The following is an 18795-nucleotide window of genomic DNA, read 5'->3' on the forward strand; positions in this document are numbered from 1 at the left end:
TCGATGCGCCCTTGATTACCAGCGCATACTTCGGACACGGTGGGTCGTCTTCCCGTTGCCGGGTTTGACTTTCCCGAACGGCGCTCCCCCACTCGCGAAGATGAGCACACCACAGATTCTGCGACAGATATTGCGCGAGGCTCCGCCCTGGATCGGTTTGGCCTTGAGAAGCATGGCGCCGAAGATTACCCGCTGCTCGGCATGCAGATCGCCGGGCACCATATCCGCGTCGATGTGGACCTCGTCATCCGCAAGAGCGGTGATCTGCGCGGGCGTAAGCCCCTGCTCGCCGTTTCCTGCCACGAGCCTCGTGACGCCGGCTCCGGGGACGTCGACGTCCAGGACCGCGGTCGTGTGGACGTCGAAGGTCGCCTGGGTCGGTTCGGCGTTGTTGATCTCACTCGCCCGGGCAGCCTGCGGCTCTTCGGGGCAGTTGTGGACGAGGACCGGTGTGGTCCCCGTCTCCACGTAGTACGTGTGGAGGTTGCTGACGGTGAGGTTGTGGACCGTGGCGTCCAGCGCGGTCCATCGCTCGACGGCCGTGATCTGGACGTACGTGCCGGCGCTGGTGCGCAGCCACTCGCCCGGCTTCAGGTCGGTCGCGTTGATCCACGCGTCGAGCTCGGCGACCCAGAAGGGGTGCCGGTCGGTCGCGGTGACCTCGGCGGTCTTCGAGCCCTTGTCGCCATCGGTGTCGACTGTGACCTTGACCAGGTGTTTGACGCCCTTGCCGAGGATCTCGGCGGTGACCGTCTCCACCCTCGTCTCGTTCGTCCTCGGGTCGGTCGCCAGGACCTTGTCGCCGACCCTGACGTCCTTGATCGCCTTGGCCGAACCGTCGGCCATGAGGACCTTGGTGTCCGGCGTGAAGCTGTTGCCGATCTTGCAGCTCGGGGCGTCACCGCCCGAGCTCGAGTCCTCCTTGCCAGACCCGTTGCGCGAGCCGCCGGACTTGTTCTCGGCCTTGCCGCCGCCCTTCGTGCCCTTGGACTGGGCCTGGGTGCGGGCCTTGACCTGGACGGAGTTGCCTCTGGCGCCCTTGGAGCCGGTATGGGCCTTCTTCTTGGCAGCCTCGGCCGCGGCCTTGGCTGCCGCGCGTGCCTTGCGCTTGGCCTCGGCTGCCGCCGCCTCCGCGGCCTTCTTCGCCTTGATCAAGGCCGCCTTGGCGGCCTTCGCCGCCTTGATGCCGATCTCCGCGGCCTTCTTGGCCGCGCGGAACGCCTTCACCGCGCCCAGCGTCGCCTTGAAGGCGCCCCACATCTTCTTGCCCTTGGAGAAGACGGCGGTCCACGGGATGGCGTCCATCAGGAGGCTGCCGCAGGCCCACAGGTCGCCCTGGGAGAAGCAGCCGACGACGTCGTTCCAGCCGATGAACTCCTTGAACACGGCCCAGCCGGTCGCGAGGATCACGTCGCCGATGGAGCGGTTCAGGGTCTTCTGGTACTCGGCGATCTTGGCGTCCAGCGCGGCGATCGAGGCGTCGAAGCTGGATGCCGAGGACGTCAGACCGCTCGGGTCCGCGTGCGTCACCGGGTTGTTGTTGGCGTACGAGTAGCCGTTCGCCTGGAGCGGGTCACTGTCGTCCAGGACCGGGTCCGCCGAGATGAAGCGGCCTGTCCCTGGGTCGTACTCGCGGGCGCCCAGGTGCGTCAGACCCGTCTCGGCGTCGTCGTCACCCGTGTGGAAGCCGGTGTGTGAGCGCGGAGCGAGGTTCGCGGCACGGTCCTCGCCCCACGGGTCCTTCTTCGCCACGCGCACGGCCATGCCGCCGTCGAGGCGGACCTCCGCCAGCGGGGTGCCGTTGAGGTCGGTCGCCTGGGCGAACAGGTGCTCGCTGAAGCCGGCCGTGTTGTTGGCCGCGTCACGGTAACGGGTCACGCCCGGGCCGCCGATGCCCGCGTAGGTGCGCTCGGCGTAGCGGAGCTTGCCCGCGGTGGTCAGGGAGACCTTGGTGTCGGGGAGGTTCAGCACCGCGCCCGCGCTGGTGCGCTCCAGCAGGCGGTTGCCCATGGCGTCGTAGACGTAGGTCGTCTTCGAGGCGGGCTTCCACAGCTGGGTCGCCACGGTCGAGTTGCAGGCCGCCAGGGTGAGGTCCGTGCCGATCGTCGACGCCGGGGCCGACAGGCACAGGCCCGTCGAGACATGCTTGACCTGGCCGGTGCTCAGGGTCTGCCAGCGCTGCGCCGCCACGACGTTGTCACACGCCTGGATCAGGACCGGCGAGGCGGCCGCGGTGCCGTTCGGCTGGGCGCACTGCCCGCCGACGATCAGCTGACCGATCGTGGCGTCCTCGACCGTGCCGTCGTTGTTGGTGTCGACGGCCTGGACGCGGAAGTTCTGCGCCTTGCTGCCGTTGCAGGACCAGATCTGGAGGGGGGTACCCGCGGTGGTGAGGCCGCCGGCCAGGTCCAGGCACATGTCGCCCGTGCCGATCCAGGCCCCGGAGCCGTCCGCGCCGAAGCCGGTCACGGACTCGACCTTGCCGTCCCACGTCCAGGTCAGGGTCTGGGCCGTGTCACCGCCGGTGGAACGGGTCTCCAGGTCGCCCGCGCTGTTGTAGGTCTGCGTCGAGCGCGTCGTGACCGTCAGGTCCGACCCCGTCGCCGTCTTGGTGGTCGACGTCGTGGTGTACGAGGTCAGCGTGTGCGGCTGGTCGTTCTTCGCCGTGTCGCTGGTGCCGTACTGGTAGTCGGTGACCACGTCGCCCTTGGTGTCGCGCACCCCGGACGTGAAGGTCGGGTCGGCCTTGTACGCCGTCTTCTTGGTGCGGTTGCCGAGGACGTCGTAGTCGTACGACTGCCAGTAACCGGAGTTGTTGGAGGAGACGTTGACCTTGCCGTCGGAGTACACCGGCTCGGCGGTGGTCTTGCCGGAGGCCACGCAGGCGCCGCCGCCCGGCGTCGTCCACGCCTCCTTCAGCTGGCCCAGCGTGTCGTACTTGAAGCACTGCTGGTCGGTAGTGGTGCCCATGCGGTCCGCGACGGACAGGACGTTGCCCGACGGGTCGTAGGCGTAGGAGCGCTTGCTCACCTCGCTGCCGGGGACGACCGCCGTGTCCGGGGTCGCGGCCTCCCGGATGAGCCTGCTGGTCAGCAGCTCACCGGTCGACTCGTTGAAGGTGTTCTCCTGCCACAGCCGGTGGCCCTGCTCACCCACGGTGGAGCGGAGCACCTGGCCGTAGGGCGAGTAGGAGACCTCGGACGTGTACCAGTCCTGGCCGGAGACCGAGGTCGGCAGGCCGGCCTTGTTGTACCGGGTGATCACGGCCTCGGCGCTGAGGCCGCCGGCCGCCGGGGCGGTGTACTTCTCCAGCTGGCCGTCGTCGTTGTAGTCGTACGTGTAGGTGTACTGGGTGGCGAAACCTTCGGCGGTCAGGCCCGCGGTGGAGCCCGGGGGCAGGGCCGTGGTCATCGCCGTGGGCTGGTAGTCGGCCGTGTAGCCGGCGATGGAGGTGGTGTACGGCTTGCCGTCGGTGTAGCGGGTCGCCGAGGCGAGCTGCCCCTTGCCGCCGGGCGCGCCGTCGTACGCGTACGTCTGGGCGACGGTGGCGGTGGTGGAGCCCTTCGGGGTGACCTTGACCTGCTCGACGCGGTTCAGGCGCTCGTAGGTGTACGAGACGGTCTGGCCGCGGGGGTCGGTCGCCGAGAGAACACGGCCGAACGCGTCGTACTCGGTGTGCGTGGCGCCCGCGTCCGGATCGGTTGTGTCCGTGACCCGGCCCAGCGCGTCGTACTTCCACGTACGCGTGTTGCCGACATCGTCGGTGCTGGTCACCATGTCGCCGCGCAGGTCGTACGCGTAGGTGGTGCTGATCGCGCCGGCTTCGGTCAGCGACGTGTCGCTGAAGGTGTCCTGGCGGGTGGTGCGGCCCAGCGCGTCCGTCCACACCCGGGAGGCGGGCGTGCCCTTCGGCTGGCGGATGACCGTGTAGTCGAGGCCGTACTCGTAGCGGGTGCGGCGGTCGGTGCTGACGTGCGCCACCGACCCGTCGCTCTTGTAGTACGTCTCGCCCGTCTGCGCGAAGGAGCTGTGCACCGGCGTGACCGTGAGCACGCGGCCCAGGCCGTCGTAGGTGTACGAGGTGGCGTTGGGGACCAGCGACTCGGAGGCGGGGACGACCAGTTCGGTGTCCGGGTCGCCCTCCATGTAGTAGGCGTTGCGGGTGTAGCGCACCTGGCCGGCGGCGTTGTGCAGGGTGTCGGTGATCAGACGGCCGCCGTCGACCGCCGGGGTCTGGCTCTGCCGTTCGCGGCCCAGGCCGTCGTAGATCGTGGTGGAGCTCTCGTACACGCCGTCGCCGGTGGCGGCGCTCGGGTTCTCCGACAGCGACTGCGCGATCACGGCCACCGGCTTCTGCGGGTCCGTGTTGTACGTGTACTTGACGGTCGGGTCGTCCGTGGTCGGCTGGGTCGCGTCCCAGGCGGCGACGGCGCGGCCGAGCGGGTCGTACTCGTACGTCGTGGCGCGGTTGTTGGCGTCGGTCGCCTTGATGGTGGTGCCGCGGCCGGGCTCCAGGGTGGTGATCTCGGTGAAGCCGGTCTCCACACCGTCGACGACCTTGCTGCCGGTGACCGTGTCGATCCGGTAGACCTGGCCGGTGTCCGGCGTGTACTTGGTCAGGTTGGTCACGCCCGTCGGGTCGGTGACCTTGACGACGCGGCCGACCGAGTCGTACTCGGTGCGCGACTCGGGGTTGGTCGTCTCCCAGCCCGTGCCGGCGCCGGTCGGCGCCTCCGTCCTGGTCACCAGGCCCTTGGTGGGCGTGGCGGTGTGCGAGGTCGCGCCGTCGTAGTACATGCGCGAGGCGCTGACCAGCGTGGAGCCCGTCGAGCTGGACAGGTCGGCGGAGCAGGTGGTGGTGCCGGTGGTGGTGACGGTCTGGGCGACCAGGCCGACGAGGTGGTTCGTCCCCGACGTGTTGTGCACGTACGAGGTCCTCGTGCACGAGTTGTCCTTGGTGTCCGCCACGTCGCCGTGCTCGCGGACCACGGTCGGCAGACCGTACGTGGCGTCGTACTCGGTCTCCGTGGTCACCGTGCGCAGGGACGATCCGTCCGCGCCCTTGCCCGAGGCCTTGGTGATGGTCGAGGTCTTGCCGAGGGTGACGCGCTCGGAGATCACGTCCGGGCCGTCGGTCCGGTTGCGGGTGGCCAGGCGGACCGGCGGGTCCGGGAAGTTGACCGTGCGGGATATCCAGCCGGTGGTCGTGTCCGCGCTCGCGTCGGGGTAGGTCAGCGACTCGGCGACCATGCCCGCGTAGGCCTTGCGGTCGGTACCGAGCTCCGCGCCGGTGATGTCGCTCGTCACGACGGAGCGCTTGACGTCGTCGGACGCCGTCCCCGGGGTGTCGTCGGCGAGGACGTCGTCGCTCATGCCGCGGAAGTAGCGGGTGACCGACTTGGAGGCGACGCTGCCGCCCACCGCGTCCGTGGTGCCGGTGGTCGTGATGACGGTCGGGAAGCCGCGGAAGTCGTCCCAGGTGCGCTTCTTGGGACGGGAGAACTCCGACTGGCTCTTGGCCCACAGCGCGCCGTCGACGGCGTCGTCGTAGGTCTCGTACTTGTACGTCGTCACGATGTCCTGCGCGTCGGCGAGACGCGGGAACTCGGTGATCTTCTCGACGACGTACTTGTGGAACCAGGAGATGCGCTTGTCCTCCAGCTCACCGTCGGCGTGCCAGTACGCCGGGTAGCAGAGGGAGTGGTTCTTGTCGATGGCCGGACGGGAGGCACCGGTGAGGCACTTGTCCTCGGGCGCCTTGTAGTCGACGTGGGTGCGGCCGCCGTACTCGGAGACGACGTCCTGGATGCGCAGCCGGGCGAACAGCGGGTTCGTGTCGGAGGAGCTGGTCCTGACGCGGTTGGGCAGCGCCGTCTCGTTGTGGCCGAAGGAGACCGGGTTGAGGCGGGAGGTGGAACCGTCCACCGCGTAGCCGGTACGGCTGATGGCCTCCAGCCAGAGCGCGGTGTACTCGCCCGTCAGGTTCCAGGGGAAGGACTGCTTCAGACCCCAGGAGTCCACCTTGGACAGCAGCGTCGTGGTGGCCGAGTCGCCGTCCACACCACAGGCGTTGCGCTGGCCGGTCTCGTTGCCGTCGGCGTCGGAGGTGTACTCGGTGAGCCGCACGCCCTGCTCGCGCTGGGTGCACGCGTCGACCGAGGCCAGGCGCTTGCGCGACCAGAAGGTCGGGCCGTACGTGGTGCACTTCTTGCCGGTCGCGCAGGCCAGGTCGGCGGGGGTGTCGAACCAGGGCCGGGTGCGGTCGGACTGCTTGGAGTCGAAGTTTGCGTTCGAGCACTCCACGTTGAGAGCGGGGTCGTCGAAGCAGCGCTCCTTGGCGGTGAACTTCATCCGGCCGAGCGGCTCTTCGGAGAAGAGGGTGCCCACGCGCTGGCCGTAGTCGATGTGGCTGAGGTAGCCGCCGCGGTCGTAGGAGACCGCGCTGGCTTCCTTCATGTTCCGCGCGTAGGCGTTCTTCTCCTTCTCCCACCACAGCGACATCACGTTGCCGGTGGTGTCCACGACGTAGTCGAGCTGGAAGCGCCAGCCCTGGTTGCAGAAGGAGTCCGCGAACTTGGTCTGGTAGCAGGGGTCGCTGTCGTGGTTGCCGGCGACCGGCACGTTCAGCACCGAGTTGGTCTCGGCCTTGCCGGACGACCAGCCGGGCAGCCTGTTGAGGCCGAAGAAGTACTGGTTGCCGTCGTCGGTGGTGACGCGCCAGAACTCGCCGTTGTTGTCACCGTTGTTGGAGCTGTGGGTGATGTCTGAGGTCTGCTGGCCGAGGGCCTTGGCGATGACCTCCTTGTAGTCGGCCTCGGTCAGCAGCTCGACCCGCATGTTCTCGCCGCGGGCGCCCTTCCACACCTTGGTGGTGTCGTCGCGCACCAGCTCGGTGGTGGTCCCGTTGAGGGAGAGCACCGCGTTGGACGAACCCCAGCACTGGTCGCCGGTGAAGTGGTCCTTGTTGTTGGCGTTGGCGGTGTCGGCGGCGCAGCCCACGAAAGTGCGGGTGATGGAGCCGGGGTTGTAGTCCCAGCCCTCGCCGACCCAGGAGACCTGGTTGTTGGTGGAGGACGTACGTCCGTCCGAGGTCTGCGAGTTGTAGCTGAGGGTGACGTTGGGCGCCGGGCCGGCCGGGATCTGCGGGGCGGCCATCGTGTACGAGTACGTGAAGGCGCCGGAGGAGCCGCCGGCCGTCCAGGAACCCGCCGAGACGATCGGGCTGGCACCGAAGTCACCGCCGGCGCCGGCGCCATAGGAGCTGCCGACGAGCAGCCCGCCGCCGGAGGAGTCGGCGATCTGCTGCACGGCGTCGGCGGCACGGCCGCCGCGCCACACCGCGGAGCTCACCGTGGAGTCGTTTCCGCTGTTCACGGCGGGGTTGGTGGTCGAGGTGGACGGAGCGGCGGAGACCGTCTGCAGGGCGGCGGTGTCCAGGGTGACGTTGACCAGGGTCTCCGGGACCTGCGCGGTGGTGTCCGTGGACTGCGCGACCTCGTCGGTGGCGCTGTCCTCACCGGGGTCCGCCTCGGAGCCCGAGGAGTCACCGGCGTCCAGCGGCACGGTGACGGTGTCGCCCGTGCGCTCGACGTCGGTGGTCACCGGGATGCCCGTGGAGCACTCCTCCAGCTCGGGCGTGGTGGCGTAGCAGGACGGCATGAGGGTGAAGGAGAGCCGGTCCAGCCACTGGGCGCTGTAGGTCTCCGCGAGCTTGGTGGCGTCGATGGAGACGACCGCGTTTCCGGTGGCGGTGTCCGGCGCGTCGACGGCGAGCATGAAGCCCTGGGCGCCGTTGGCCAGGGCCTGGTCCTCGGAGGCGGCGGCGACGGACCACTGGCCTTCGAGTGCGTCGACCTGCGCGGGCGTCGCACCGTCCGGCGCGCCGACGCCGACGCTCAGAGCTCCGTCGGCCGACCTGGCGACCTCGGTCGTGCTGCCCGCGGCGAGGTTGTCGACGGCCTTGGTGCCGGTGGCCTCGGGCACCTCGGCGACCGCCGCCGGTGTGTACGCCTTCTCCGGCTCGGTCGAGGCGTCGCCGGCGAGCTCCTCGAGCTTGTCGGTCTTGTCGGCGTCGACCGGGACGGCGTCGGTCTCCTGCAGTTCGGCGAGGTCGACCGCCGTGCGGGGGTCGCTGGGGCCGAAGGCCATCGCACTGGGCAGGAGGGTGACATTGAGGGCAAGGACCAGGCCGGCTACCAGACCGACCCGGGTTCTACGACGGATCAGGCGCTCCCGCGGCGTTCTCGCCAGCGAACCCCTGCCGGACCACGACAGCACCGCACGCACGGCCAATCGACCCTTCCCGAGTCATAAACCATCAGAAACGTTCAGACCGATGGCACATGGTGATCAACGACTTACAGACTGAGCACGAAATAAAGGCACCGTGAAGATCGGCGTCAAGATGCGCCGAATCCGTGTTACCTATGTCACTGATCAAATCGAGACAAAGATCGCCAAAAAATCACGCCAGGAGCCTTCCAGGACTCTTTGCGCGGACATCACCAACGGCGGGCGACGCGAAGGGTGTTGATCTGGCTGGGAGGAGCTGTTCATACTCCAACCGCCCAATCCGGCGCGTCGCGCGCTCATCACGGCTTGTCACCAGGCCCGAGGGCACCCCCGAAAGAGCCATGCCGCAGCGGCACAGCCGCACCGCGGCCCAGCCTGTTGGAGAAGGGCCCGTGAGCGACCTCGACAGCGCCACCGGAGCGAGCGACTCGGACTCCGGCGCCACATCACCCGTGCCGGCTTCCGAGTCAAGTCCCCCTGGCAGACGCAGAGTCCGGCGCGCCCTCGCCGCCGCCGTCGCACTGGCGGTGCTGGCGGGCGGCGCCGCCGTGCTGTCCCTGCGGGACGACAGCAGTGACACGTCCGACGCCAGGACCAAGCGCGCCGCGCAGCCGGTCGACGAGGACGAGGCCCAGCTCCGGGCGCGCAAGAGCGGCAAGAAGGTCGAAGTCGCCACGCTCGCCGACGAGTTCTCCACGACGTACGCCAACCCCGACGGATCGTTCACCTACACGTCATCCGTTGCTCCCCTGCGCGCAAAGAACGCCAAGGGAGAATGGGCGCCGATCGACACGACGCTGAAGCGGAACGGCAAGGGCTGGCGCACCGTCAACAGCCCCTACCCGGTGACCTTCGCGGCCGGTGACCCGGACCGTGCCCCGGCCGACAAGGCAGCGGCGCGCACCTCCGGCAGCACCGTCCAGTCGGCCGTCTTCCGCACCGGCGGCCGGAGCGGCACGGCCGAGCAGGTCGACGACGCGGCCTCCTGGACGCCGCTGCTGACCATGACCGCCGACGGCAACGAGATCCGGATGGACTGGCCGGGCACGCTGCCCGAGCCGGTCGTCGAGGACAACCGCGCGCTGTACGAGGGCGTCCTGCCCGGCGTGGACCTGATGCTGTCCGCACGCGACACCGGCTACACCCACGTCCTGGTCGTGCACACGCCCGAGGCCGCCGCGAAGCTCGCCGCCGCCCCGCCGCGCTACCGCGTCACCTCGCCCACCCTCTCCTTCACCCTCGACCCCGCCACCGACGTGCTGATGGCCAAGGACAGCGCGGGCAACGAGGTCGCCGTCTCCCCCACGCCGTTCCTGTGGGACTCCGCGGGCACGCACGACACGGACGCCGCGGCGGCCGACCCGGAAGCCGCGACCGGCACCAACGAGGACCCGGAGGTCGTGGAGGAGGGACCGGCGCGCGAGAACCCGGACGACATCCCGGCCGACGAGGTTCCAGGCGAGAACCCGGACGCGCCGCGGACCACGGAGCCGGGCGCCGAACCCGCCGCCTACGGCGTGCCCGCCGCCGCCACCGACACCCTCGCCCTGCCCGCCGTGAACGGCCCCGGCGAGGGCGCCCACGCGTCCACGGCCGCCGCCGCCTTCCAGGACGGCGTGCTGACCATCACCCCGCCGGGCAACTACCTCGCGGAGACCGAGGGCCTGACCTACCCGCTGTTCCTCGACCCCTCCACGACCGGCATCCGCGCCAACTGGACCACGGTCTACAAGCGTTACCCCAACTCCAGCTTCTACGACGGCGCCAACTACAACGAGGACACCAAGGAAGCCCGCGTCGGCTTCGAGAGCCAGACCTGGGGCACCGCCCGCTCGTTCTTCCGCATGCAGCTGAAGAACTCCATCAAGGGCGCGGACGTCTCCAGCAGCACCCTGAAGGTCCTCGAGACCCACTCCTGGTCGTGCAGCAAGCGCACGGTGCAGCTGTGGCGCACGGACAGCTTCAACTCCAAGACCACCTGGAACCGCCAGCCCGGCTGGAAGCGGAAGATCACCTCCAAGTCCTTCGCGTACGGCTGGAAGTCCAACAGCTCCTGCCCCGACGCCTACGTCAACTTCACCATCACCTCGATGGCCCAGGAGGCCGCCGACAACGGCTGGACCAGCTTCAACCTCGGTCTGGTGGCCTCGACTTCGACCTCCGCGCCGACGACGTCCTCCAGCAGCCTGGAGACGGACACCTACTCCTGGAAGAAGTTCCAGGCCGAGGGCGGCGGCTCCCCGACGCTGAGCATCACCTACAACCGCAAGCCGAACACCCCGACGTCCGTCACCATGAGCCCCGGCTCCTGCGACACCAGCGCGTCCCCGTACATCAAGGTCGGCAAGGCCGACACCATCACCATCAGCGGCAAGGCCACCGACCCGGACAGCGACCTCACCAAGCTGGAGTTCCAGCTCTGGCAGACGGGCAAGGGCGACACCACGACGAAGACCTTCACCAAGGCCGTGGACGACGGCGAGGTCGGCGGCATCTCGATCAAGTCGTACCTGACCAACGGCATCACCTACTCGTGGCGGGTGCGCGCCTGGGACGCCAAGGTCAGCAGCGGCTGGGCACCCACCGGCGGTGACGGCGTGTGCCGCTTCACCTACGACACCGACCTGCCCGACTCCCCCGCCCCGGTCGTCTCGACGGAGTTCCCCGGTGACGACGACGGGGACAGCGAGCCCGACGTCTGGTCCGTCAGTCCCTTCGGCGGCAGCGGCAGCTTCACCTTCGCGGTCGGCTCCACCACGGAGACCGACATCGTGAAGTTCGTCTACTCGATCAACTCCAGCAGCTACGCCGGCTGGGCCTGCGCCGGATCGCAGGGCACCACGGGCGGTCTCACCAAGGCCTGCACCACGCCCATCAAGACGGCCACCATCACCGGCATCAAGCCACCCGCCGCCGGCCCCAACACCCTGTACGTCAAGTCCGTCGACTCGGCGGGCAACATCTCCCCCAACGCACGCAAGTACTTCTTCTACGTCAAGCCGCGCACGATCCCGGACGGCCCCGGCGACCTGAACGGCGACGGCACCGCCGACTTCGCGCACGTCACCGCCGCCGGCAACCTCTGGATCGACTCGGTGTCCCAGAACGGGACCTGGATGTCCAGCGCCTTCGGCACCCACAACAAGGGCACCCTGATCAAGGACGCCGACACCGCCCCGCACATCTGGGACGGCACCAGCACGTACTCCCTGGTCACCCACAACGGCGACTTCGCCCCCGGCGACGGTGTCACCGACTGGGTCGTCCGCACCCCCGACGGCCGCCTGTTCATCTACCCCGGCGACGGCTACGGCGCCATCGACGTCAGCAAGCGCGTCGAGGTGCGCCTGCCCGCCAACGCGCCCGCCCCCTCCACCTTCTCGGAGATCAAGTCGGCGGGTGACATCACCGGTGACGGCCAGCCCGAGCTCTTCGCGGCGGCCGGCGTCAACGGCGCCGAGCTGTGGATCTTCAGTGGCTACAGCGGCGGGGCGTTCAGCGAGGCCACCCAGATGACCACCACCTCCTGGGCCGACGCCGACCGGGACTTCGTGGCCATCGCCGACTACAACGGCGACGGCGCGGCCGACATGACCTACCGCACCGCGGGCGGCAACATCATCCTGCGCAAGGGCATCCTCGACAGCGACGGCGAGGGCACGGTCCTCAAGAGCCTGGGCCAGTCGGGCTGGAGCCTGGACGGCGACGACACCTACGTCTCCACCACCTTCACCCGCGCCGCCTTCCCCCTGCTCTACGGCACGCCCGACGCCACCGGCGACGGCATCCCCGACATCTGGGCCACCAACACGGCCGGAGCCCTCCTCCTCTACGAGGGCGGCGCCACCAGCCTCGGCTCGGCGACCACGCACAGGTCGAGCGGGTACGACACGGTCAGGCAACTGGGCTGACCTGAGGCGCAGGTGCGCACGCAGTGACGGAAGGGCTCGGCCCCCGCCCCGCCGGGTGGGGGCCGAGCCCTTTCCGCTTCTCGCAACCCCGCCGACCGGATCCGGGGACAGGCTCACTCCGCCCGCAACGCCGTGGCCGTATCCGTCCTCGCCGCCCACCCCGCCGGCACCAGCCCACCCGCCACCGCGATGACCAGCCCGCCCAGGGCGAGCAGGACCAGCGTCGGCGGGTCGTAGACAGCGACCATCCCGCGGGGCAGGACCATGCCGACGGCGTCGCCCATGAGCGGGGTGATCCAGTGGTGCAGGGCGACCCCGGCGGGGACCACGGCCGTGCCGGCGAGCAGGCCGATTCCGGCGACCGAGGTGACGACCATGGCGACGGTCTGCCGGGGCGTCATCCCCAGCGCCTTGAGGACACCGAGGTCATGGACGCGGTCGCGGGTGTCGAGGACGACCGTGTTGAGCACGCCCAGGCCCGCGACCACAACGAGCAGCAGGGTGAGCATGCCGATCACCGCGTCCATGGCCACGATCACGCTCGACGAGTCGGCGGTGTCGACGGTGGCGACGGCACCGACCGGCTCGAGTGCGGCGTTGAGGGCGGTCAGATAGGGCTTCAGATCCGTGCCGGGCCGGGTCTGCACGTAGTAGCGGCTCGGCTTCGCGTCGAGTCCGAGGCCGGCGAGCGTGGTGGTCGAGGTCAGCAGGGCCATGCCCTCGCCGTCGGTGAAGAAGGCCTCGCCGACGATCCGCACCGGGACCTGCCGGCCCTCCTCCGTCAGGGTCACCGTGTCCCCGACCCGGATCCCGGCGGCCGTCAGGAAACGGGTGGTGACCACGGCCTGGCCGGGGCCGTCGAGCCAGCTGCCCGAGACCAGCCGGGGAGCGCCCCACGACGAGTCGCCCTGATACGCCACCACAGTCGTCACACCGGTGATCCCGGACGCGCTCACCTCGGCCTGCGCCGTCCCGTAGAAGCGGCCGGTCCCGCGCTGGGCGCGCAGCGCGGCGGCGACGTCACCCGGCTCGGCGTTCGGCGCGTCGGCCGTACCGCCCGCGGGGACCGCCTCGGCACCGGGCGGTCCCTGTCCGCCGCCGCTGGACACGACGACCGAGCCGGCCGAGTCGAGCGTGCGCCTTTCCTGGATGGCCCCGAGGGTCAGGGCGAGCCCGACCGCGAAGGTGACGCACACGGCGCCGAAGGCGACCGCGGCGGCCATCGTCCCGGAACGCGCGGGCCGGGCGAAGGGGTCGGCCAGCCCCAGGCCGACCGCGCGCGGCAAGGGCAGCCTGCCCGTGAGCCGCCGCAGCAGCCGCCCACGCCCGGCGCCGCGCCTGCGCCCGACGGTGAGGGCGTCGACGGTCCGCAGCCGGCCCGCACGCAGCGCCGGTACCAGGGCGGCGCCCGCGACCAGGACGAGGGCGGCGGCGGGCACGACGACGTCCACCCACACCGGAATCGAGGCCGCCGGGGCGCCCATGGCCGAACCGACCTCGCTGAGGACCGGGACGGCCAGCACGTTGCCCAGGACCAGTCCCAGTCCGCAGCCGATCGCCGCCGGGATCAGCGCCTGCCCGACATGGGCCCGCACGACCTGCGCCGGAGTGAAACCGAGGGACTTGAGGATGCCGATGCGCCGGGTCGCGGCGCCGACCGCGCCGCTGACCACGATGCCGACGACCAGGACCGACAGCAGCAGCCCCAGCACACCGAAGGCGACCAGGAAGGGCACGAACGCCATCGCGTTGGCCGTCTGCTGCTGCCGGACGACGAGATACGACTGCGAGCCGGTCATCGCCCCCTTCGGCACGGCCGCCGCGATCGCGGCCCGGCCGGCGGCCACCTCGGCGTCCGTACCCGCGGCGCGCAGGCGGTAGAGCATCTCGTACGCGGCCGGGCCGCCCCGCGCCGTCAGCGCCTCGGCCTGCGCGGGGGTCACCCAGGCCTCGGCGGTGCCGGTCACCGACCGGGCGAGCCCGACCACGGTCAGCGTCGGGCTGCCCGGCGCGCCGGGGAACGTCAGCCGCGTGCCCAGCCGGGCGGGCAACTCGCCGTCGGCCACCACGATCTCGCCCGCGCGGGTGGCCCAGGCGCCCTCGACGAGGTCGATCGCGTCGACCGGGCCGCCGGCCTCGGCCCGGCCGACGACGGTCACCGGCGGCAGATCCACACCCGCCGGGAGGAAGTCCGAGGCCGAGGCGGTACGGGGGCGCACCGTGAGGGTCCGGAAGGGGCCGGCCGTGGCGGTCACGCCGGACGCGCGGGCGGTCGCCGCGAGCTGCGCGGCCGTCGCCCTCGTGCCGTCGAACTGCCCGGTCAGATGGGCGCCGTGCTGCTGCGCGAAGGCCCGGTCGAAGGGTGCCCGGGACGCGGCGAGCAGTCCGACGGCGAGGACGGACGCGGTGACCGCCATGAGCGTGGTCATCACCAGCACCGCGGTCTGCACGCGCCGCCTGCCGACCCCGGCGCGCACCACCCGGCCCAGGGCGCTCATCGGCCCACCACCGCCGTGTGCTCGGTGTCCCGGACGATCCGGCCGTCGACCAGTTCGACGGTCCTCGTCGCGCACGAGGCGGCCAGCCCCAGATCGTGGGTGACCAGGACGATCGTCTGACCGTCCGCGTTGAGCCCGGTCAGCAGTTCGCGGACGTCCGCGCCCGCGGCGGTGTCCAGGGCGCCCGTGGGCTCGTCGGCCAGCAGCAGCGCGGGACGGTTCATCAGCGCCCGGGCGACCGCGACCCGCTGACGCTCCCCACCGGACAGCCGCCCCGGGTAGGCGTGGGTGTGGCGGCCGATGCCGAGGCGCTCCAGCAGGTCGGCGGCACGCCTGCGGGCCTCGGCCCGGGGCGCTTTGGCCAACTGGGCGGGCAGCAGCACGTTGTCACCGACCGTCAGGTCGTCCAGGAGGTTGAAGAACTGGAAGACCATGCCGATCCGCGCCCGCCGGTACCTGGCCGAGGCCGTCTCGCTCAGCCCGTCCACCCGCACCCCGTCGACCGTGACGCTGCCCGCGCTCGGCCGGTCCAGTCCGGCGATCAGGTTGAGCAGCGTCGACTTGCCGCTCCCCGAGGGCCCTACGACGGCCAGCGCCTCCCCGGTCCGCACGCTCAGCGTGACGTCGTGGAGCGCCGGTGGCCCTTCCCCGTACGTCCTGCTCACCTCGCGGATGTCGATGACGGGCGCGGTCGTTGTCACGGAGCCTCCCTGGCCTGCGGTGGATGGTTCGCCACGACGCTAGGGACGGACCGCGCCCGCGTCGTCGCCTCCGGCGGTGAGACGCGGCTGCCGCTGCGGGCCTACCGGCCGGGCGCGTCATCCCCTGGATGTACGCGGGGGATGCAGGGCCCCCTCCACCCCTCCGTACCGAGAGGGATGTGGGCCGGCCGGGGCGCTTGCCACACTGGGCCCATGGGTGGGTCTGCGGGGGCGGCGGAGACGGTGGACCGATGGAGAACCGGCGTGCTGACGCTGCTGCGCGCCACGAGTCCGCTTCCGCCCCCGACCCGGTGGATGTGGACGGCCGACACGGTCCTCGCCGTCGTGCTCGCCGTCTGCACGGTGGGCGCCGCGCGGGCACAGGACACGACCACCGTGGTGATTCCGCCGGTGCCGATTCCGGTTCCGGGGACCGAGCCGCCGGTGCCGCCCCCGCCGGTGGTCTGGCCGCAGGATCTCGGATCCGTCCAGCCCTGGCAGCTCGCCCTGGCGGCCCTGACCGCACTGCCCCTCGTCGTCCGCCGGCGCTACCCGCTGGTCGCGTTCTGGGCGGTGATCGGCACGACGCTGCTGTTCAACCAGCACCTGGGCACGGGCGACACGACCGCGTACACGTTCCTGTCGTGCGTGGTGGCCGCGTACGGCGCCGCCGTGTACAGCCCGTACCGTCTGCGCGCGCTCACGAGCCTGGTGGCGGGCGCCGGTCTGATCGCGGCGTCTCCCGAGGAGAACTTCCCGTACGTCACGCCCGGCGTGGTCCCGTTCCTCGTGCTGCTCGGCGTGGGGCTCGGCGCCAACGCGATCCATGTCTGGAAGCAGCGCGTGCACGCCCTGCAGGAACGGCAGGAGGCGGCGACCCGGCTCGCGGTCGAGCGTGAACGGGCGCGGATCGCACGTGAGTTGCACGACGTCGTCACCCACAATGTGAGCGTGATGGTGATCCAGGCGGGGGCGGCCCGCAAGGTGATGGACGCCTCGCCCGAGCGGGCCCGCGAGGCACTGCTGGCCGTCGAGGCCGGCGGGCGCACCGCGATGGCCGAACTCCGCCAGGTCATGGGCCTGCTCACCCTGGTCGGCGACGATCCCGACCCGGCCGCCGATCCGGACCTGGCCCCGCAACCGGGCCTGGACCGGCTGACCGCCCTCGTCGACCGGGTGCGCGCGACCGGCGTCGCCGTCGAACTGACCGTCACCGGCACCCGGGGGCCCCTGCCCGCCGGGGCGGACCTGGCCGCCTACCGCGTGGTGCAGGAGGCCCTGACCAACGCCGTCAAGCACGCCTCGGGCGCCCGGGTGCGAGTCGCCGTCGACCACACGCCGGCCGCGGTCCACGTGGAGGTGACGGACACCGGCGGCACCCCCACCGCACAGTCCGGCTCCGGCGCCGGCCGCGGCCTGATCGGCCTGCGCGAACGCCTCACCGTCCACGGCGGCACCCTCCGAGCCGGCCACCGCCCGACCGGCGGCTACCGCGTGCACGCGGTCATTCCGTACGAGAAGGGCGGGGAAACACCATGACCGAACCGCCGCCCCGCGTCGTGATCGCCGACGACCAGGCACTGGTCCGCACCGGCTTCGGCCTGATCCTGGCCGCCGACGGCATCGACGTCGTCGCCGAGGCCGCCGACGGGGACGAGGCCGTCGACGCGGTCCGCCGCACCCGCCCCGACCTCGTCCTGATGGACATCCGCATGCCCGGGACCGACGGTCTGGAAGCCACCCGGCGCATCCTGTCCGGCACCATGCCCGACCCGCCCCGGGTCGTCATGCTGACCACCTTCGACCTCGACCGTTACGTCTACGCCGCCCTCACCGCCGGAGCCAGCGGCTTCCTCCTCAAGGACGTCACCCCCGAGCACCTGGTCGCGGCCGTCCGTCTCGCCCGCACCGGCGACGCGCTGCTCGCCCCCGCCATCACCCGCCGCCTGGTCGAACGCTTCGTCGCCCACGGCACCGAGCCCACCGCCCTGCACCGCGACCTGTCGGTCCTCACCCCCCGCGAGCTGGAGGTGCTCCGCTCCCTCGGCACCGGCCTGAGCAACGCCGAACTCTCCACGAGGTTCGGCCTGAGCGAGGCGACCGTGAAGACCCACGTGGCCCGCATCCTGTCCAAACTCCGCCTGCGCGACCGCGCCCAGGCCGTCGTCGTGGCCTACGAGACGGGACTGATCGTGCCGGGCGCGGCCAGCACGGCACGAGACCCCGGGTCGTCTGCTTGACCCGGGGTCCCGGTGGTACCAGTCACTCCCCGCCGGACTCCCTGACGCGGTCGGCGTCTTTCGGATCGGCCGGCCTCGCAGGTGCGGCCCCTCATCGGCGCCGCGGCGTGATCCGATGACACGCCCCAGCGGTCGTCAGAGCGCCTTGCGGGTCTCGGAACGGACCTTGAGGGTGGTCTCGGCGGCCGCTTCGAGGTCGACGTCGGAGGGGGACTGAGTGACGGTCTCCGCGGTGATCTCGGCGACCACGGCCGCCGTGTTGCCGTCCGCCCAGGCGCAGACCGGGTACGTCAGCGTCGTGCCGAGTTCTTTCTGGGTGACGACCTCGCAGGTGACCGTGACGTCCGAACCGCCGGGACGGAAGTCCTTCGGCTGCACGGCCACCGTGAGACCGTCGGCCTCGCCGACGCCCTTCAGCATGCTGTCGCGGCCCTCGTCCGTGTTCTGGAACCGGCCGTACATCCCCGAGACGAGCAGTGCGCCCTCGTTCTCGTCACCGCCGAGGGCGTACTGGCCGACCGTGGAGTCGGTGACCTTGGCGTCCCAGGCACCGTCCATCTCCTCCTCGATCTTCTGACCTTCGGTGTCGGAGAGGTCGTCGGTGAGTTCGTAGCGGCCGTCGAGCAGGGTCTTGGGCAGGGTGAGCTGGTACTCGGCCTCGGGGAAGTTGCTTTCGACGCCGGCCCCGATCACCGCGAGCGCCACCACGGCCGCGACGACCACACCGACGACGCCGCCCACGATGCCGAGGACAAGCCCGATCCGCCGCTTCTTGGGGGGCGGCGCCATGGGCGGTGCGCCCCAGCCGTAGGGCTGCGGGGGGTGGGGGGCGCCGTACGGCGGCTGCTGGCCGTAGGGGGTCTGTGGGGGCTGTGGCCCCTGCTGGCCGTACGGGCCCTGCGGGGGTTGAGGGGGTTGCGGCCCCTGCTGGCCGTGGGGGCTCTGAGGCCCATAGGGGTTCTGCGGCCCGTAGGGGCTCTGAGGTGGTGGAGGCGTGGACACCTCAGAACGTTACTCCATGTGTGTGACACCCCATCCTTCGGCGACCGGCGCCCGGGTCTTGCACTTCCCCGAGGCATCGACGCCTCCGCCGAACGAAAAAAGGACCCTGCCATGGACGGGATTACGGCTGCCTCAGCACGGACGCCGGTTC

General features: G+C 70.9%; 7 protein-coding genes. 3 read left to right on the plus strand and 4 right to left on the minus strand.

What is annotated here, in order from left to right:
• Positions 1 to 15 precede the first annotated feature (15 nt).
• Entirely contained in the window at positions 16 to 8286 is an 8271-nt protein-coding gene (locus IE263_RS44935) for an RHS repeat-associated core domain-containing protein (RefSeq protein WP_189943926.1), read from the minus strand.
• Between the two features lie 398 nt (positions 8287 to 8684).
• Between IE263_RS44935 and IE263_RS44940 the strand changes: the two genes are divergently transcribed.
• Positions 8685 to 12203, plus strand: a complete 3519-nt coding sequence (locus IE263_RS44940) for an FG-GAP-like repeat-containing protein (RefSeq protein ID WP_189943927.1) — start codon at positions 8685 to 8687, stop codon at positions 12201 to 12203.
• A 113-nt stretch (positions 12204 to 12316) separates the two neighbouring features.
• On the opposite strand, the gene IE263_RS44945 is transcribed toward IE263_RS44940, so the two are convergent.
• On the minus strand, positions 12317 to 14701 hold the full coding sequence (locus IE263_RS44945) for an ABC transporter permease (protein ID WP_189943928.1): 2385 nt from the start codon (positions 14699 to 14701) through the stop codon (positions 12317 to 12319).
• Entirely contained in the window at positions 14698 to 15402 is a 705-nt protein-coding gene (locus IE263_RS44950) for an ABC transporter ATP-binding protein (protein ID WP_189943929.1), read from the minus strand. The genes IE263_RS44945 and IE263_RS44950 overlap by 4 nt, the downstream gene beginning before the upstream one ends.
• A gap of 213 nt (positions 15403 to 15615) precedes the next feature.
• Between IE263_RS44950 and IE263_RS44955 the strand changes: the two genes are divergently transcribed.
• Both IE263_RS44955 and IE263_RS44960 read left to right on the plus strand, forming a co-directional pair.
• Positions 15616 to 16941 (plus strand): sensor histidine kinase, encoded by a 1326-nt coding sequence (locus IE263_RS44955; protein ID WP_189943930.1) that lies wholly within the window; start codon positions 15616 to 15618, stop codon positions 16939 to 16941.
• On the plus strand, positions 16938 to 17642 hold the full coding sequence (locus tag IE263_RS44960; RefSeq protein ID WP_189943931.1) for a response regulator: 705 nt from the start codon (positions 16938 to 16940) through the stop codon (positions 17640 to 17642). Before IE263_RS44955 ends, IE263_RS44960 begins: the two co-directional genes overlap by 4 nt.
• A gap of 135 nt (positions 17643 to 17777) precedes the next feature.
• Here the strand turns inward: IE263_RS44960 and IE263_RS44965 are convergent, their stop codons facing one another.
• On the minus strand, positions 17778 to 18431 hold the full coding sequence (locus tag IE263_RS44965; protein WP_308430826.1) for a hypothetical protein: 654 nt from the start codon (positions 18429 to 18431) through the stop codon (positions 17778 to 17780).
• Between the last annotated feature and the right edge of the window lie 364 nt (positions 18432 to 18795).

Source organism: Streptomyces aurantiogriseus (assembly GCF_014649375.1).
Classification (GTDB): Bacteria; Actinomycetota; Actinomycetes; order Streptomycetales; family Streptomycetaceae; genus Streptomyces; species Streptomyces aurantiogriseus.

Coding starts and splice junctions, on each gene's coding strand:
- IE263_RS44945 (WP_189943928.1), bottom strand. CDS start 14,701: ATGAGCGCCCTGGGCCGGGTGGTGCGCGCCGGGGTCGGCAGGCGGCGC.
- IE263_RS44955 (WP_189943930.1), top strand. CDS start 15,616: ATGGGTGGGTCTGCGGGGGCGGCGGAGACGGTGGACCGATGGAGAACC.
- IE263_RS44960 (WP_189943931.1), top strand. CDS start 16,938: ATGACCGAACCGCCGCCCCGCGTCGTGATCGCCGACGACCAGGCACTG.
- IE263_RS44965 (WP_308430826.1), bottom strand. CDS start 18,431: ATGGCGCCGCCCCCCAAGAAGCGGCGGATCGGGCTTGTCCTCGGCATC.